The organism is Tateyamaria omphalii, assembly GCF_014651375.1.
GTDB classification, from domain to species: Bacteria; Pseudomonadota; Alphaproteobacteria; order Rhodobacterales; family Rhodobacteraceae; genus Tateyamaria; species Tateyamaria omphalii.
On sequence record NZ_BMWT01000001.1, the window covers coordinates 885,190 to 901,854 of the forward strand.

Genomic DNA, 16,665 nt, shown 5'->3' on the forward strand with positions numbered 1-16,665 from the left:
AGCATGATGTCCTACCGCTTTGAGACGAGCAGTTGGTCTTCGGCGCCGAACGCGTTGAAGTCCAGCCCAAGCCGGGGAAGCACTGTGTTGCAGTCAGAATCGTTGGGGAACGACATACAGCCGGGGCTTGTCTCAGGTGTGTTCGTGGCGAGGTCGGCATCGGCAATGACCGGTGCAGGGTCAACGACGACGACGTGACTGGCCGGATCAAAAGCGTCAAAGGCAACCTGCATTACATTGGGATTTGCGCAGGCTTCGCTTGGCGCTTCGGTGCGCGATGGCGCGGCGCACATGGTTGATCCGAGATGCAGGAACCAGCCAGATGAAGCATTGTCGCCATGGCCATGCCCATCGCCCTCGCTATGTGCTGCGGATGCCTTGTTCATGCCGTCGCCTGCGACCGGGCTCGTTTCAAATTTTATGAACTTGTAGCCAGCACGCCAGTTCCAGAACATGGCCGTTAGGTTCAATGGCGATGGTGCAACGGTCGGATCACCGTGGTTCCAATCGAAGGGCACACCAATGGCAAAGCTTAGCCCGGTGTATTCACCGTCAGGTACAGTGCCCCGCAGCGTCATATTGGTTGCACCGGTGCCATTGGTACAGGAGCCGGTGGCGTTTTCGAAATCGAGCAGCGCGACATTCTCAACCTGCCAAGCGCCGTCTTGTTCAAGCGCAATGGGCACGGCAGTGCCATCGGTGGTAATCAGGGCGGGTTCGGACACAAACATTCGATAGTCCAGTACCTGAACCGGTGCGGTGCCCGCGCCGATACCGTCATAGGTTTCAAGGCAAGAGAAAGGTTGACCGCCAAGTTCGGCCGCAAATGTGATTTCGACAGGCTGGTCCGCAAACGCGGGATGCGCTGCGAGAAACACAGCACTCAAAAGAAACCGTTTCATAGGTCCTCCAGAAAAAACGTTACTGCGGCGAAAGCCGCAAAAGATGTCAGTCAGGTTGGGAGCTTATGAAAACGGTGGTGCGCGCGACCGAGGCCGCACGTGATGCGTGTCGCCTGTGACGAGGACTTGCGGTGGCAAAACCGCAATGACCTTTTCCTCGACAACAGGCACGGGGCAAGGGACATGACTTGCCAACTCGAAGATGTCGAGTTCCCGACAAAACGGGCAGTTTGCGTGATTGTGCGCACCGTCGTCGGTCACGCATAGATCGTCCAGGGAGCCACCCATCGCAAGATAGGCGACAAGCTCCGGATCGTGCGTTTCGGCGCGGATCGAATTGCCGGCAAAATGCACGCTTGCAACCACCAAGGTGGTCGCAAGGAGAATCGTAAACCAGATTTTTCGAACCATGGTGATCATCACGCTGACCGTACCATCGACGTCATATTGGGCGCCAGTTTTAGAATGTCGCAGTCTCGGCCGGATCATCATCAGTGTTTGACAAAAGCGTTGAACCCTGCAGTAGGTCGCGAAGTCTGATTGCGGCCATGCCGCTATATCAAGCGCTTCACCCAAATCAGGCTGGCGCACAACAGCAGTGATGGTGTGACAACGAACCCGACCACAATGCCCGTGAGCACATTTTCTGACTGGGTGAGGGTCGTTGACGTTCCTGCGCCTTCAACAAACCCGAAAAGCCCAAGGATGCTTGCCGCAGCGAATCCTCCGGTGGCGGCCGCAATCTTTTCGCTGGCCATCCAAATACCGGTAAAGCCTCCTTCTCTCGCCTCTCCTGATTGCTCTCGGTCGTTTGCAGCGATGTCGGCGAGGATCGAAAAAGGGAACAACTGTAAACCGGCATAGCCGAGACCTGAAACGGCGACGCAAAGGGTCGCCAACAGAATGGTTCCTTCACCAGCTGCCAACAGGAGTATCGTCGGTGCAAGAAAAAGCAGGGTTGATGTCAGGAAGGACCGCCCTTTGCCAAGTCGTTTTCCAATCAACACCCACAAGGGCATGGACAGAAGCGATGGCAACACGAGGCAAAGAAACAGGATGGTGGTTGTCCCTTCTGATCCACCGAGGATGTATTTGCTGAAGAAGGGCAACAGGGCCAGCATGGCACCGATAGCGATGGCCTGCAGGCCGTAGCCAACGAGCAAAATTAGAAACTGCTTGTTGCTACGCGCAACCGCGACAATGGTCCTCAATCCAGGCAAGGATTGAGTGCGCACCACGTTTTGCGTTCCGGCTGTCCCCACGACACAGATGATCATGGCCGCAGCCATGAGTGCGCCCAGCGTCATGCCCATTGCGCGGTACCCGTCAATGCCACCACCGGCTGCCTTGATCACCTCGGGGCCGGCTGCACCGGCCAAGAGGATGCCAAGAACCAACCCTCCCATGCGAAACGACAACACGCGTGTGCGTTCTCTTGGGTCGTCCGTAAACTCGGCTGGCATTGCAATATAGGGGATCGCAAAGACCGTGAAGAAGGTTGCCAACAATGCATAGGCGATCATCACTGCCCAAAAACTGCTCATGGTGTCACCGCTTTGCCCGCCATAGAACACCGCGGCAAAACAAAGGGGGGCGGTGAGTGCGCCGATCGCCATATACGGTCTGCGCCTTCCGAAACGAGACCGGGTTCGGTCACTGAGGATGCCGACCAGTGGGTCGGTGATGACGTCCCAAAGCCGCGGCAGGAAGAATGCAATTCCCGCAAGAAAGGGCGAAATCCCAACATATTCGGTGAGGTAGAAGACCAGAAACAAACCCGGTGCGGTCGAAAAAATCCCAGTTGCAATGGAGCCCACACCATATGAGGTGGCCTGGCGCAGGGAAAGCCGCGATGTCATCTAATCATGCTCAAGTACATTCCGAGTGCCTGATCGCGCATTTCTCCGGGCATCAGGTTCAGGATTGTGTTCAAGGTGGCGGACTTTTCCGGCAAGTCCGGACCGGTCAACCCGGCAAGCGGCAACATGGCACCCATCATTTGCTCCAGCGGCGCGCCTGCCACATTTGCGAATGCCGATTGTATGGCATCCAGATCAACACTGCTTCCGTCCAGTTTGAGCCGATCAGAGCAGCGGCGCAAATCGTCTGCAAAGCGAGGCATCTGGTCGAGCACACCCATATGGACACTCACATGCGCATTGGCGGGGCCGCCTCCGCAGGCGAATTGCGGAGTAAGCACCCAGCCCGCATCGCGCATCTCGTCATCGATTTCAAAGATGTTCACAGTGTCGGACGCCAGAGTGAACATACTCATTTCCGGATCCGCCAGAACACGTATGTCGGGGTTGTCGGAAATGGCGGTGATCGTCTTTGCCGTCGCATTTTGGCACACCTCGGTCATCGCTTCGTATCCGCTGTAGCCAAGATGCTTCATCACTGCCCATGCGGCGGCGATCGGGCCTGCCGTTCGTGTCGATTGCACGGTCGGATTGATCACCGCGTATTCCGTTGTTGTCGAGTTGATGAACCACGCTGCCTTGCGCAAGGCCCGGTGGCGAAACATCACCAGTGACGCGTTCTTTGGCGCGTAGCCATACTTGTGCAAGTCCGCCGAAATAGACGTCACCCCAGGCAGTGAGAAGTCAAAGGGTGTATCATATTGCCCAAGCCTCCGCAGGAACGACAGATAGAGACCACCGACACAACCATCAACGTGGAACAAGATATTCCGTTTGCGGGCCATCTCAGACATGTCTGCAATGGCGTCTACGGTGCCATGGGAATAGTTCGGGGCTGATCCGACCGCGAGAATGCACTGATCATCCAGGGCGGCTTCAAAATCGCTTAGGTCGGCACGGAACCCGGTCGGGTCCACCTTGGTGATGACCAATTCAACGCCAAGATACTGCGCCGCCTTGTGGAATGCGGGGTGCACCGTGATCGGCAGGACCATCTTTGGTGTCTTAATCTCGGGCCGTGTCGCACGGGCATAATCCCGAGCTGCCTTGACCGCAAGAATGATGCTCTCGGTGCCGCCGCTCGATACCATCCCGCAGCAATCGCCGCTGCCTCGCAACAGATCCAGCCCGGTTTCAACCAATGCACGTTCCATCTGAACGACAGAAGGGTAAAGGTTAAAATAGAGAGCGTTCTGGTCCAGAAACTGCATGTAGGCGGTCCTGGCCAGCGCGTTTACCTCGGCCCCGGCGTCATACCGTCCGGATACCAAGGCCACGTCGTCGCCTGACATATCGGTAGCGGCAAGAGCGTTCAGTTGCTCCAAAACGTCTTTTGCCGGAGTGGCCGTATCCAATATTGGTTTGTTACCCATGTTCCCCTCCCAAAACATAAGCATTGATTGTATTTTATGGGTAGCGCTTTTGACAAAGACCCGTCAAGTCATGTGATAAACGGAGGTCACGATGAGCGATGATATCGAGATGCGCAAAGCGCCGTCTCAGGCGCGCAGCAAAGGGCGGCTGGACTCAATTTTGAACGCCGCGTCGAAGCTCATTGTGCAGAAGGGTTTGCCAAATCTTGGTGTGCGGGAGATTGCCCGCCACGCCGACATCAACATAGCGACATTCTATCAGTTTTTTCCAAACAAAGCAGCCCTGATACGTACGCTATCCCTGCGCCACATGGAAGCGGTACAGTCGTTCCTGGATGGCTACGCGCCCACTATTGAAGGGCGCACCGCCGAGGACGTCATCCCGAATGTTCTCGACGCCGTTCTTTCCTACTACATGGACAACCCAGATTACCTTGAGCTGTGGTTCGCAGGTCAGGCGGACCCTGAGTTGCGGGCGCTCAATCTTGAAGATTCAAGAAAAAATGCGGGCGCAATCGCAAAATGGGTTCAACTATGGTTGTCGGAAAATGTGCACCATGACCACGAGGCCCTGAGCATGCACATTGTTCTGAGTACGGGTCAGGTTTTGCGACATGCACAAATAGTCGGCCCTGCAGAGGCGGAACCACTGCTTAACCTGCACAAATCCTACATATTGCGGATGCTCGGCTCCTGACACGATCTCTATCCTGTGAGGAGAGCGAATGAAGGTCGAGCGGCGCGCCGTCCATGTCCCTAGTGGCACATGCAGCTGCTTTAGCGACCGTGTCACCGTTTACTTGTGGGGACCGAAGACGTCGTTAGGTTCAAATAGTGACTATCTATTCAATCTGTTCCGCAACCAGTTCGTCACGCAATGCGGCGAACCGCGTCTCTAGGTGATCGCGCATTGCAATGCGCGCGGCGTCTGCATGGCCTGCTGCAATCGCTTCCACGATTGCAGTGTGTTCGCTGTTTGTGACTTGCAAAGATGTTTCGGTCCGGCTCTTGGCCCGGATACGTACCCAAGAAGGGTTAGACCTGATTTTATCTAGCATTGAATAGGCTGTCAGAAGCGGGCGGTTTCGGGCGCATTGTGCAATCAAGCGATGTAAGGATCCATCCCACAGCTCCATGGCTTGGGCATCGGTCGCTTCCCATTGTCGCTGAGCCAACATGCGCAAACGGGTTACTTCTTCGGGGAGTGCACGTTTTGCACACAATGCGGCCAGCTCTGGTTCGATGCACAGACGCGCTTCCATGACTTCAAGCGCATTGGTTTCACCCGTAATTTTCGCTGCCAGATCGCCCATCGGGTCGGCGGGTTGCCCGGCAAATGTCCCTTTGCCTTGTCTGCGCCAAACAAGACCTTCGGCCTCAAGCCCATCCAACGCTTGTCGAATAAAGCGACGGCCGACACCGAAACGATCCGCCAGCGCGCGTTCCGTTGGGAGCTTGCCTTCGGATCCGAGGTCCCCGGACTTGATCAGATCCAGCAGACGCGTTCGCACCTGTTGTTGCGGGCCTTTGGGCGGCATGACGTTCATTTCGGGTCCCAAGTCTCCTGACGATCACATCGTGCTTTAGCTGGTGCTCCCATTGCTATTCAAGTTCAACCGCATGCGATCGGCTCGGACGTCCGGCGGCGATGCGCTCTGCTTCCGCACGCGCGATGTCTGCGTCAATCCCGTCACGGGTTGGAAAACCCGAGAAGTGTTCGGCGCTAGGCATTCCCTTGGCAAAGTGTACATATCGTTCCTGTGCAACGTCCCAAAGGCGCGCCAGTTCCCCCAGGGGGTCTGCATGATCATCCGCGCGCAGGTCGAGCCAAGGGTGAGCCTGTCCTCGATGGATCATCAGACCAGCGGATTGGCGGCCACGTTTGTCCCCACCAGCCGTTTCACCAGCCCGCATGGCGGCAATCAAGCGCTCCGCAAAGGGGAGGTCGGACCCGTTGGAATACGCTTCCGAGGTGGCAGCAAGCACGTCTGGCCCGACCAGCATATTGCCTGCGACCGAATGATCGCTTTGGATTAGATGACCAGCCCAGTTAACGCATTCCGATCCCGTGTGCGCTGCGAAATTGCCACCGACATCCATCATGTGCGCTTGCCGTATCGCGCGTCCCTCATCCCGTTTCACCAGATCGTTCAGGACAGCCTCGGCCGCTTCACCTGCTATCATTCGTGCGCGCCCTTCGGTTCCCCAGACGGGGTTGCAGAACGCCTGGCTCGCGACTGCGACCTTGTCCGAAACAAAGGGTACCACGGCGCCGCAGGCAAAGAACTTGCTGGCGACAATCAGGCCGATGCTTCCATCGGTGTCTTTGGCAATCAGGGAAAATGTCATCGGCCTACCGCATATGCTTGCATCAATCGGGGGGTGGCGGCCGCGCGCAGTGTGCCATCCGGCTGGCGCATCGCAGCCGTAAGCCGTCCGACCGTCCACGGCTCAGCTACTGTTACCTTGTGTCCGCGCGCGCGCAGGTCATCAATCACGTCTGCGCCGACATTGGGCTCGATCATCATTTCACCTGTCTTGACCTCTCTTGGAAAGAAAGAGCCTTGGAAGTGCATGGAATGGAATAGCGGTTGGTCCATGCATTCCTGCAGGCCCATACCGAAGTGGACAAAGCGTAGGAACCAAATCAACTGCCACTGGTCTTGCTGATCACCACCGGGCGTGCCGAACACCAATTGCATGCCATCCTTCTCGGCGTAGCTGGGGGTCAGCGTGGTTCTCGGACGACTCTTGGGCACCAGCGAGGTCGGCAGGCCCTTCTCCAACCAGTACATCTGCGCCCGTGAGTTGAGTGGGAAGCCGAGGCCCGGTACAACCGGGTTGCTCTGCAACCATCCGCCTGACGGCGTGGCGGCCACCATGTTGCCCAAGCGGTCAATGATATCTAGATGCACCGTATCGCCGCGTTTCTCGGTCAGGTGTGACATCGTCGGTTCTTGTGCTGCAACGTTGCCGACCTTGAAGTCGCGCTGTGCGCGTTCAATGTAGGCATCCGCTTGTGCCTCGAACCCCGACACGCGCCCAGGGCGTTGGATGAGCGACGCATCGGCCCCGATCAGCTTGCGGCGCTCGGCGTTGTATTCCTCGCTCAGCAATACATCCATCGGGATTTCGCTGAAATCCGGGTCGCCGTAATAGGCCTCACGATCTGCATATGCGAGCTTCATCGCCTCAATCACGGTATGTACGAATTCGGCTCCGTTCGGATCCATCGCACCGATGTCGAACCCCTTAAGGATCGCCAGCGTTTGCAACAGCACCGGTCCCTGAGACCAGGCGTGGGTCTTGTACACGGTCCAGCCGTGGTAGTTGCAGTCCAGTGGCACTTCATATGTCGCGCGCCAGTCAGCCATGTCCGAAGGGGCCAGAACGGCACTGTGCTTGGCCTCTGACACGTCCATGACATGCGCATCCTCGAGGTAGTCGAAAATCGCTTTCGCGACAAAACCCTCGCGCCATTCCTGCCGAGCTGCGTCAATCTGAGCCTCTCTTGTGTCGCCTGACACCGAGGCCAGGCGATCATAGGTTGCCGCCAGATCTGGGTTTTTGAACAGCTCGTTTGGTTCTGGCGCGCGGCCACCGGGTGCCCAGACTGCAGCGGAAGTGGGCCATTCCTCTTCAAAGAAAGTTTGCAGTCCCGCAATCGTGTTGGCGACGCGCGGCAAGATAGGATGTCCGTCGCGGGCATAGTCGATGGCTGGTTGCATGACGTCCCGCAGTGTCATCGTCCCGTGGTCGCGCAACATCAGCATCCAGCCGTCAAAGGCACCGGGGACCACGGTTGCCAAAAGCCCTGAGCCCGGGATCAGGGTCAGACCCTGTGTTGTGTAGTGCTCAATTGTTGCGGCTTCGGGTGCTACGCCTTGAGCGCAGAGCACTTCGACCTTGCCGGTTTCGGCAGAATAGAAGATCGCGGGCATGTCGCCAGCGGGGCCATTCAGGTGCGGCTCTACCACTTGCAAAGTTAATGCCATTGCCACGGCGGCATCAAAAGCGTTGCCGCCCTTTTCGAGAATGCTCATCCCAACCGCCGATGCGATCCAATGCGTCGAAGTTGCGACGCCGAAGGTGCCTCTGATCTCGGGGCGGGTTGTGAAGTCGGACATGAAGCCTCCAGTTAGTGTTCGCGTGGGTCAAGCGCATCGCGCAGACCATCACCCAAAAGATTGAACCCCAGCACCACGAAGAAAATCGATAGGCCCGGCCACATGGCCATCCAGGGGGCTTGATTGAGGAAGTTCTTGGCAGTGTTCAACATGGACCCCCAGCTGGGTGCAGGGGGTTGCTGACCAAGGCCGAGAAACGACAGGGATGCCTCAGCGATGATGGCCGTGGCAATTGTGAGCGTTGCCTGCACCAGAATAGGTGGCAGGACATTGGGAAAGATGTAGCGCGACAGGACCTTGGGCGTCGGCAATCCGACTGCGCGCGCGCTTTCGACATAATCCTCTTCCTTGATGCTCAGGACTTGCCCGCGGGCCAGGCGTATGAATATCGGTGTTGCCGATATCCCGATGGCGATCATGGCATTGCTCAGGGATGGCCCTAGGAATGCGGCGAGTGCAATTGCGAGGATCAGGAACGGCACAGCCAGAAGAGCCTCGGTGCAGCGCGAAATGACGGCGTCGGTCCAACCACCGAAATATCCAGCCACGATGCCCAAGGGCACGCCGAAGAGAACGGCGATCCCGACCGAAACGACACCCGCAGCCAAGGATGCCTGCGCACCCCAGATCAACCGTGCCATGACATCACGCCCAATCTCGTCAGTGCCCATCCAATGGTCCCAGCTTGGCGCTTTACGCACCGCGCCCCAATCCGTCGCTGCAGGGTCGGGGATTGGGATTATAGGGGCTGCCAGCGCAATGAGTATGAAGAACACGACCAGCGCACCGCCGACCATCGCGCTCTTGTGGCTGCGGAATTTCTTCCACACGCGGTTCTCGGGGCGGGCCTCCAGAACGGGATCAACGGGCACTGTCGTATTGGTTGCGGTCTGGGTCATGTCACTGCCCCCTGAGACGCGGGTTGAGAACGAAGTACATCGCGTCGGCAAACAGGTTCATGAAGATGAACCCCACGGCGGTGACCAGAACAATGCCCTGCACCACGGCGTAGTCGCGGTTGAACACCGCATCGACGACCAGCTTGCCAAAGCCTGGAATGGTAAATATCTGCTCGGTGAGAACGGCACCGGCCACTAACTCTCCAAACAAAAGCGCGGTCAGTGTGACAATGGGTGTGAGCGCATTGCGCAAGGCATGTTTGAGGATGACGACGCGTTCGGACAACCCTTTGGCGCGCGCCGTGCGCACGTAATCCGCACTGAGCACGCCAATCATCGCCGAGCGGGTGTGCCGCATCAGCGTTGCAGCCAGCGCCGTGCCAAGGACGAAGGACGGCATCAGCATGGTACGGATCGATTGCCAGAGGTCCTCGGACGGCGGTACGTAACCAGACGCGGGCAACAACTGCCACTTCACGGACACCAACAGGATCAGCATGATCCCTAGCCAGAAATTTGGGATGGACAGGCCCGACAGGGCCACGACATTGGCGACGTAATCCGTCGCTGTACCCTTTTTGGCAGCCGACAGGATGCCCGCCGGGATACCGATAACAAGCGCAAAGATCATTGACATCAGGGCGAGTTGAATGGTGACGGGAAGTTTCTGTGCCATGAGCTCCGTCACCGGCTGATTGGTTCGTAGCGAAACGCCCAAGTCCCCTTGCAGCGCATTTCCGACCCACGCCAAGTATTGCAACGGGATCGGGTCGTTCAGACGGTACTTCTCGCGCAGCGCCTCCAACACCGCCGGATCACGCTCTTCCCCTGCCAGCACAAGAAGCGGATCGCCCGGCAAAAGATGTTGCAAACCGAAAACCATGATCGAGATGATCACGATTGTCGGGATTGCAATCAGGATACGTCGCAGCAGGAACGCCAACATGTCAAAGCCTCAGAATCAAAGTGCCCGCACTGTTCGCAGGGACAGTGCGGGCAGTCATGATTACTCTTCCCAGGTCACGTTCTCGAGGCGGATCATGCCGTCGGGATAGGGTGTGAAACCTTTCATGTTACTGTTGTAGGCCCAAATCCAATTGACGTGATACAGGAACACACGGTTTAGATCATCCAGCAGGATTGTCATGGCTTCATCGTAGAGTGCTTTGCGCTCTTCGGTGCTGCCAGCCACGCGAGCGGCGTCCATCAATTCGTCCATCTTCGGATCGGAGTACTTAGAGTCGTTGATCCCGCCATTGGTAGTCACGAACGGGTGGTTGTTCCCGTCCGGGTCAACACGACCCGACCAGCCGATCTGACTTGCCGTATAGTCGCCAGCGGATTGGTCAGCCAACAGTGTTGCGAACTCTTTAGAGGTCAGCTTGATATCGATCCCAGCCTCAGCCGCCATGGCTTGAACCACTTGCATGACGGCAAGCGGTTCGGTGGAATTGGGCACCTGCACTTCGAGTTCCAGACCATCGGCAAAGCCAGCTTCGGCCAGGAGCGCCTTCGATTTCTCAACATCGCGCGCTTCTAGCGGCAATGACTGATTGTACCACGGTGACGTCGAAGGGAACGGCTGGTTACCCGGTGCAAATGCACCCTCGAAGACCACCTGGTTCAGCGCCTCGCGATCAATCGAATAGCTTAGCGCCTGACGCAGACGTTTGTCGTTACCCCAAGGATTGTCTCCACTTGGGCCGTTGTTGATGTTGAAGGTGATGGCCTGGTAGCCGAGCGATACCGCGCTATCGACGATGATGTCGGGATCGTTGTTGGCTTGTGTCAGGTCCGTTGCGTTCAAGCGCTCCAACATGTCGATGTCACTCGCTTGCAGATTCGCAAGGCGCACGGTGGTGTCGGGGATCGGCAGGAAGGTGACGCTGTCAAAGTGGATCGCGTCGGCGTTCCAGTAGTCGGCGAACTTGGTCAGAACGATTTTGTCCTGTGCGACACGTTCGCTGAAGCTGAACGCGCCCGAGCAGACCGGGTTCAACCCGAAATCCACTCCAGCCGCAGCCGCCGCCGTGGGTGAGACCATCATACCTGCGCGGTCAGCCAGTTGCGCCATGAGGGTGGCGTCGGGTCCAGCGAGGTTGAGCACGATTTCATAATCGCCCGTGACTTCGGTCGAGGTGATCGAAGCCAGCTCGGATTTGCGGCGCGACTCGTCCATCGTCTGCGATCGTTCGATATTGGCGGCCACCGCTTCGGCGTTGAATGGCGTGCCATCGTGGAACACCACACCCTCGCGCAGTTGCATTGTAATTGCAGTCCCGTCCTCGGACGTACTCCAGGACGTTGCCAACTGAGGGATGATTTCGAGGTCGGGCGTGATATCTACCAACTTGTCGCATAGCGAGGCGTAGACAATCCGCCCCACAAATGTACGCGATTGGTCCGGGTCCAGCACGTCTGCGTCCGATTGCAATGCGATCCGCAGATCCTTGGCCAGCACCGGGCTGGCCGTAAGTGCGGTTGCGCCAACCAACGCAGTGACAATGGCCTTTTTAATCTGTGGCATCTTCAAATCCTCTCTGTTCATGGTTGATCTTGTTGTGTGTTGTGCGCAATGGTGCCGCCTTCTGTCGCCGCGCGATAAAGCGCGAAACGTGCTTCGGCAGTCTTGGACTTCTGTGTTGCGTTTGATGGTGGGATACGTCGCTGCAAAGCGTCAGCGAAGTGGCAAGCTACCTGGTGGGATGTCTCCTGCGCAGCGCTTAGATGCGGGGTCTGGATTTTGCATAGGTCCTGGGCGTGCGGGCAACGTGTGTGGAACCGGCAGCCTGGTGGTGGGTCTGATGGGCTGGGCATCTCGCCATGAACTGTTGCAGCGTGATCCGCCGTTGGACCGTTCATTGAGGGGATCGCAGCCAAAAGCGCCTGCGTGTAGGGGTGTTTCGGGTCCGAAAACACATCTTCGGTTTTGCCGATTTCAACAATCCGGCCCAGATACATAACGGCCACGCGGTCGCTCATGTGCCGGATCACGCCCAGATCATGTGCGATGATCACGAGGGTCAGCCCAAGGTCGCGGGACAGATCGCCCAGCAGATTGATCACCTGCGCCTGCACCGAGACATCCAACGCCGAGACTGGTTCATCCCCAATGATAAGCCTTGGACCGGATGCCAAAGCGCGCGCGATCCCGATCCGCTGTCGCTGGCCACCACTAAACTCGTGTGGATACCTGTCTGCATGTTCCCTGCGCAGGCCAACCTGTTGCAGCAGCTCAGCTACTTTGGCGCGACGGTCGGAGGCGGATAAGTCGGGTGCGTGGATTTCCAGAGGTTCGCCTACCAACCTGGCCACTGTCATCCGAGGATTGAGGGAGGAGAACGGGTCTTGGAAGATAAACTGCATGTCACGGCGCAGCGCCCGCAGCTCGTCGCCCCGGCTCTTGCTTATCTGTCTTCCGTCAAACAGCACCTCGCCCGAGGTTGGAGTCAAAAGTCGCATCAATAGGCGCGCGAGCGTCGACTTTCCGCAGCCGCTTTCGCCTACAATTGCGAGAGTCTCTCCGCGCCGAACTTGGAGTGAAACCCCGTCGACCGCTTGCACGACCGGCGCTCGAGATGGCCAGCCCGCATCTTTTCCGAAATGCTTGGTGACATCAATGGCTTCAAGGATGGTGTCTGGCATCATTGTGACACCTCGATATGTGCTTCGAGGGGCGCGAAGTGGCAGGCGGTGTCGTGGTGGGGCGCAATCTTCCTCAGTTTCGGGCGCTCTTGACATGTTGATGTGGCGAAGGCGCAGCGGGTCCGGAAACGGCACCCCTTGGGCATATTCGATATGGTTGGAACGGTGCCTGGAATAATGGCCAAACGCTTTCCCTCAAGGCCAAGCCCGGGCATCGCGCTCATGAGACCGATCGTGTAGGGGTGTTGAGGGTTGTCAAAAACGTCTCTCACGGCCCCTTGTTCAACCACCTGCCCAGCGTACATAACTGCAACTCGGTCAGCGATCTCGGCCACGACACCAAGGTCATGGGTAATCATGATCGTGCTCATTCCGGTTTCGTCGCGAAGATCCCGGATCAGGTCGAGAATTTGTGCCTGTATCGTTACGTCCAGCGCGGTTGTCGGTTCATCTGCGATAAGCACCTGAGGATTGTTGGCCAGGGCCATGGCAATCATGACGCGTTGCCGCATACCACCGGACAATTGATGCGGGTATTCACGCAGCCGCTGTGACGGATTGGCGATGCCAACGCGTTGCAGCATCTCTTTGGCGTGGGCGCGCGCATTTGCAGAATTAGTACCAGTGTGTCGAATGATCGTCTCGCAAATCTGGTTTCCAATGCGAAACGCAGGGTTCAAGGATGTCATCGGTTCCTGAAAGATCATCGCGACACGATTGCCACGCGCGGATGGTGGCAGGCTTTCGCGTGTAAGATCGAGGTCAGTGTGGCCAACCGTCAGATGTCCTGAGGAAATAACCGTATTCTGTTGAGGGAGCAGTCCCATGAGAGCCATTGCGGTGACGCTCTTGCCGCAACCAGATTCTCCCACGACGCAGAGTACTTCGCCTGATTTGACAGCAAGCGAAACACGATCGACGACATCAGCCGGTTGTCCGCGGAAGCGCAAGGCTAGGTCAGTCAACGTCATGGTGCAATCTCCAGATTGTTCCAGTACGGGTGCCTGCCGATTGTGCATATGCTGTGACACTTCGAAGCCTGCCAAGCGAAAATGGACCAATTTAGGATTGGTATGGGGCACGGCGAGTGCGCGTGAGTCAATGCCGAATCCAGCAAGAGTTCTTAAACGCGGGGATTTGACAGCCTTCTGTGCAAGTAATAGGCACCAACGGATGCCGCGGGGTTTAGGTTGGGCGTCGCTTCAGTTTGAACCAATATGCGCAATGGTTCATCGCGCAGAGCGATGAGGTGGCATCGCACAGTTGACGCTTGGGCGGACGATCTGTTGTGAAGCTTTGGCGGGTTCAGATGCTATCGCACTGGAAGTCGGGAATGATTTGAGATCTTCTTACAAACGCGCTCACATCTGTGCCGGCAAACAAGCCATGTTCGCGCACCAAAATTGTTTTGGCACCAAATGCACGCCCTCCCAGTATGTCTGTGTGCAGTGTATCCCCGACCATCGCAATACGCTCGGGTTTCACGCCTTCCAGACGGGCAGCGGCATCATCAAACGCGTCGCCGAAGGGTTTGCCATAGAAAGTTGGCAGTAGTCCAAGACGGTCGGCCAGAAGATGCGCATAGTAGCCTGGTTCTTTGCTAAGCCCATTCTCCCGCGGCGCGACAAGGTCGGGATTGGCGACAACCACTGGAATGGGTTTGTTGCGCAAGGCCTTTTCCAATTTAGCGAACAGATCAGGCGACAGAACGGCACTCGACAAGAACACCAGTGCATCGACATCATCCCCGTCCCAATGCCTGATATCTGCATCGATGTCCGCAAAGCAGTCTTCCGGGGTTGCCACAGCGCCCCATCGACCACTGGGCGCAATCTGTGCCAGTCTTTGAATGGTTACATCTCGGCTCGAGACGACCTCCTCTTTGTTGAAGTCAAATCCGAGACGGTGGTACCTCTCAACTGCGTCATCGCGTGTATAGCTGGCAGCGTTCGTCAGGATGATAAGGCGCTTGCCGGCGTCACGGAGGCGGGCGATGCATTGGGTGGCTCCGGGGATGGGGCGGTCGCCCACATTGAGCACACCGAAACTGTCGAGGAGGAAGGCGTCAAACTGGTCGGCAATGTCCGTGAGCCCAGAGCAATCTTTGCTACGATCCGCAAATTCAGCGGTTGGAAACCTTGATCGTACCTCTTCATAGCGCTGGAACGCGCCTTCTGTAGAGAGCGTGTTTTCGTAAGACATCAAATCAGCCCGTACTGTCGCGCTTTGCCCTTCAGAAACGGAAGCCCCTGACCAATCACTTCTTCGGCGCTGTCTGCCACGGGGCGCCATACGGACAGGCCATGCGCGATTTCGGGTGGCATGTTTATGAAACTCTCCATGGCCAGACCACCTTCGAAGCTGACAGCGGCCAGAGTTGCGAAGATTTCATTCCAGTCACAGGTGCCTGCCCCGGGCGTTCCACGATCGGATTCTGAAAGATGGATGTAGCGCAGATGCTCGCGTGCAGCGAGGATGCCGTTTCCCGCCCCCTTTTCTTCGATGTTCATATGGTATGTGTCCAGGTGCAGAAACATGTTGTCTGCCCCGATCCGCTCGATCATGTCGACGCCCTGTTTAGCCGTGTTTATCAAATGGGTTTCGTAACGGTTGACCGGCTCGATCCCGAACAGGAGACCGTGTTGGCCGGCAATTTTGGCGGCGGTCTCGAGCGCGCGGGCGACATTGTCGAGTTCTGAATTGGTTGGCGGTGTGCCGGATCGCTCTCCGATGCCGCCATAAGTTACGCCGGTCAGTGCGGTCGCGCCAAGGGCGGCACAGGTTTCGATGGCGGTGGACAGGAATTCAATCGCAGCTTCTGGGTCGCGTGAAGCCCAGTTTGCCTTTGGCAAGCCCAGTGAACACACAGCTGGTAAACTGGCATTCTCCAAAAGTTGGCGGCCTAGTGTGGGATCGGTGGATGCTGGATCAAGAAGGGCGATTTCTATGAAATCCATCCCGCATGCGGTTGCGGCAGCTATGGCCCGCGCTGCCCCATCGGCATCCCAAGACATCGTCCACATGGACGTATGTACCCCAAAACCGTTCATATGCTGGAATATCCCCCTTCGATCATCATGAGCGCGCCGTTCACAAGCTCCGAAGCTGGAGATGCGAGATAAAGAGCCATGTCGGCAATCTCGATAGGCTCCCCAAAGCGACCAAGCGGTGTAGCGGCGATCATTGGCCCCGACTTCTCGGGAGGGCTCCAGATTTTCTTGCCCATGTCGGTCATGACGACGGTTGGGCAAATGGCGTTCACCTGAATGTTGTGTGGCGCAAGCTCGGTCATGAGCGATTTCGTCAGGGTGTTGAGCCCACCTTTTGAGGAGGCATAGGCCGCGTGGTCAGGCAGTGCGATTACCCCCGTCTGGGACGAGATGTTGATGATCTTGCCCGCCTTTGCCGCAATCATGGCCGGGGCGAGGCCTTTGGCCAGCAAGAAAGGTGCGCGAAGATTGATTGCCATTGTACGGTCCCAGTCTTCGGCGCTGTAGCTCAGCACGGATCCAACCAACGCCACGCCCGCCGAGTTGACCAGAATGTCGATCCGGGGAGACAGGGCCAACGCATTCTTGACCAGTGCATTACACCCTTCTGCCGTCGAAATGTCAGCGACAATGGTTTCGCAACCGGTCGTTGCGGCAACAGCAGTCAGCCGTGTTTGGGATTGACCCGTCGCGATCACGCGCGCTCCGGCGTCTGCAAACACTTTTACGATCTCGGCGCCGATGCCTGATGAGCCACCAGTCACGAGTGCTGTTCTGCCTGCGATCGAGAAACGGTCCGTCCAGTTCATG

16 protein-coding genes are annotated in these 16,665 nt (G+C 57.3%); 1 reads left to right on the plus strand and 15 read right to left on the minus strand.

Annotated elements, in window-relative coordinates; all coding sequences use genetic code 11:
- Positions 1–11: 11 nt before the first annotated feature.
- The 4 genes from IE087_RS04210 to IE087_RS04225 all read right to left on the minus strand — a co-directional run bounded on the left by IE087_RS04210 (position 12) and on the right by IE087_RS04225 (position 4,194).
- The gene (locus tag IE087_RS04210) at positions 12–902 is read right to left on the minus strand and encodes an MbnP family copper-binding protein (RefSeq protein ID WP_189367950.1); all 891 of its coding nucleotides are present in this window, start codon (positions 900–902) and stop codon (positions 12–14) included.
- Between the two features lie 63 nt (positions 903–965).
- Positions 966–1,394 carry a hypothetical protein gene (locus tag IE087_RS04215; RefSeq protein WP_229801257.1) on the minus strand — a complete coding sequence of 143 codons (429 nt, stop codon included), beginning with the start codon at positions 1,392–1,394 and terminating at the stop codon, positions 966–968.
- A 62-nt stretch (positions 1,395–1,456) separates the two neighbouring features.
- Positions 1,457–2,761, minus strand: a complete 1,305-nt coding sequence (locus tag IE087_RS04220; protein WP_189367954.1) for an MFS transporter — start codon at positions 2,759–2,761, stop codon at positions 1,457–1,459.
- The gene (locus IE087_RS04225) at positions 2,758–4,194 is read right to left on the minus strand and encodes a pyridoxal phosphate-dependent decarboxylase family protein (RefSeq protein ID WP_189367956.1); all 1,437 of its coding nucleotides are present in this window, start codon (positions 4,192–4,194) and stop codon (positions 2,758–2,760) included. The genes IE087_RS04220 and IE087_RS04225 overlap by 4 nt, the downstream gene beginning before the upstream one ends.
- 91 nt (positions 4,195–4,285) lie before the next feature.
- On the opposite strand from IE087_RS04225, the gene IE087_RS04230 reads away from it, so the two are divergent.
- On the plus strand, positions 4,286–4,891 hold the full coding sequence (locus IE087_RS04230; RefSeq protein WP_189367957.1) for a TetR/AcrR family transcriptional regulator: 606 nt from the start codon (positions 4,286–4,288) through the stop codon (positions 4,889–4,891).
- 145 nt (positions 4,892–5,036) lie between these two features.
- Here IE087_RS04230 and IE087_RS04235 read toward each other — a convergent pair whose 3' ends face one another.
- From IE087_RS04235 to IE087_RS04285, 11 genes are all read right to left on the minus strand, one after another.
- Positions 5,037–5,741, minus strand: coding sequence for a FadR/GntR family transcriptional regulator (locus tag IE087_RS04235; protein ID WP_189367959.1), 705 nt, complete (start codon positions 5,739–5,741; stop codon positions 5,037–5,039).
- A 55-nt stretch (positions 5,742–5,796) separates the two neighbouring features.
- Positions 5,797–6,543 carry a DUF1028 domain-containing protein gene (locus IE087_RS04240; protein ID WP_189367961.1) on the minus strand — a complete coding sequence of 249 codons (747 nt, stop codon included), beginning with the start codon at positions 6,541–6,543 and terminating at the stop codon, positions 5,797–5,799.
- Positions 6,540–8,321, minus strand: coding sequence for a gamma-glutamyltransferase family protein (locus tag IE087_RS04245; protein WP_189367962.1), 1,782 nt, complete (start codon positions 8,319–8,321; stop codon positions 6,540–6,542). The genes IE087_RS04240 and IE087_RS04245 overlap by 4 nt, the downstream gene beginning before the upstream one ends.
- A gap of 11 nt (positions 8,322–8,332) precedes the next feature.
- Positions 8,333–9,220, minus strand: a complete 888-nt coding sequence (locus tag IE087_RS04250; RefSeq protein WP_189367964.1) for an ABC transporter permease — start codon at positions 9,218–9,220, stop codon at positions 8,333–8,335.
- A 1-nt stretch (position 9,221) separates the two neighbouring features.
- Positions 9,222–10,166 carry an ABC transporter permease gene (locus tag IE087_RS04255; RefSeq protein WP_189367966.1) on the minus strand — a complete coding sequence of 315 codons (945 nt, stop codon included), beginning with the start codon at positions 10,164–10,166 and terminating at the stop codon, positions 9,222–9,224.
- Between the two features lie 60 nt (positions 10,167–10,226).
- A complete protein-coding gene (locus IE087_RS04260; protein WP_189367969.1) occupies positions 10,227–11,747 on the minus strand; it encodes an ABC transporter substrate-binding protein in 1,521 nt (506 codons plus the stop codon).
- A gap of 17 nt (positions 11,748–11,764) precedes the next feature.
- A complete protein-coding gene (locus IE087_RS04265; RefSeq protein WP_308425420.1) occupies positions 11,765–12,868 on the minus strand; it encodes an ABC transporter ATP-binding protein in 1,104 nt (367 codons plus the stop codon).
- Positions 12,865–13,836, minus strand: a complete 972-nt coding sequence (locus tag IE087_RS04270; RefSeq protein WP_229801258.1) for an ABC transporter ATP-binding protein — start codon at positions 13,834–13,836, stop codon at positions 12,865–12,867. The genes IE087_RS04265 and IE087_RS04270 overlap by 4 nt, the downstream gene beginning before the upstream one ends.
- Positions 13,837–14,170: 334 nt before the next feature.
- A complete protein-coding gene (locus tag IE087_RS04275) occupies positions 14,171–15,067 on the minus strand; it encodes an HAD-IIA family hydrolase (protein ID WP_189367972.1) in 897 nt (298 codons plus the stop codon).
- Positions 15,067–15,879: a sugar phosphate isomerase/epimerase family protein gene (locus tag IE087_RS04280; protein ID WP_229801259.1), complete on the minus strand. Its 813-nt coding sequence runs from the start codon at positions 15,877–15,879 to the stop codon at positions 15,067–15,069. Before IE087_RS04280 ends, IE087_RS04275 begins: the two co-directional genes overlap by 1 nt.
- A gap of 32 nt (positions 15,880–15,911) precedes the next feature.
- Complete coding sequence (locus tag IE087_RS04285; protein ID WP_189367977.1) at positions 15,912–16,664, minus strand: SDR family NAD(P)-dependent oxidoreductase; 753 nt, start codon at positions 16,662–16,664, stop codon at positions 15,912–15,914.
- Position 16,665: the final 1 nt, after the last annotated feature.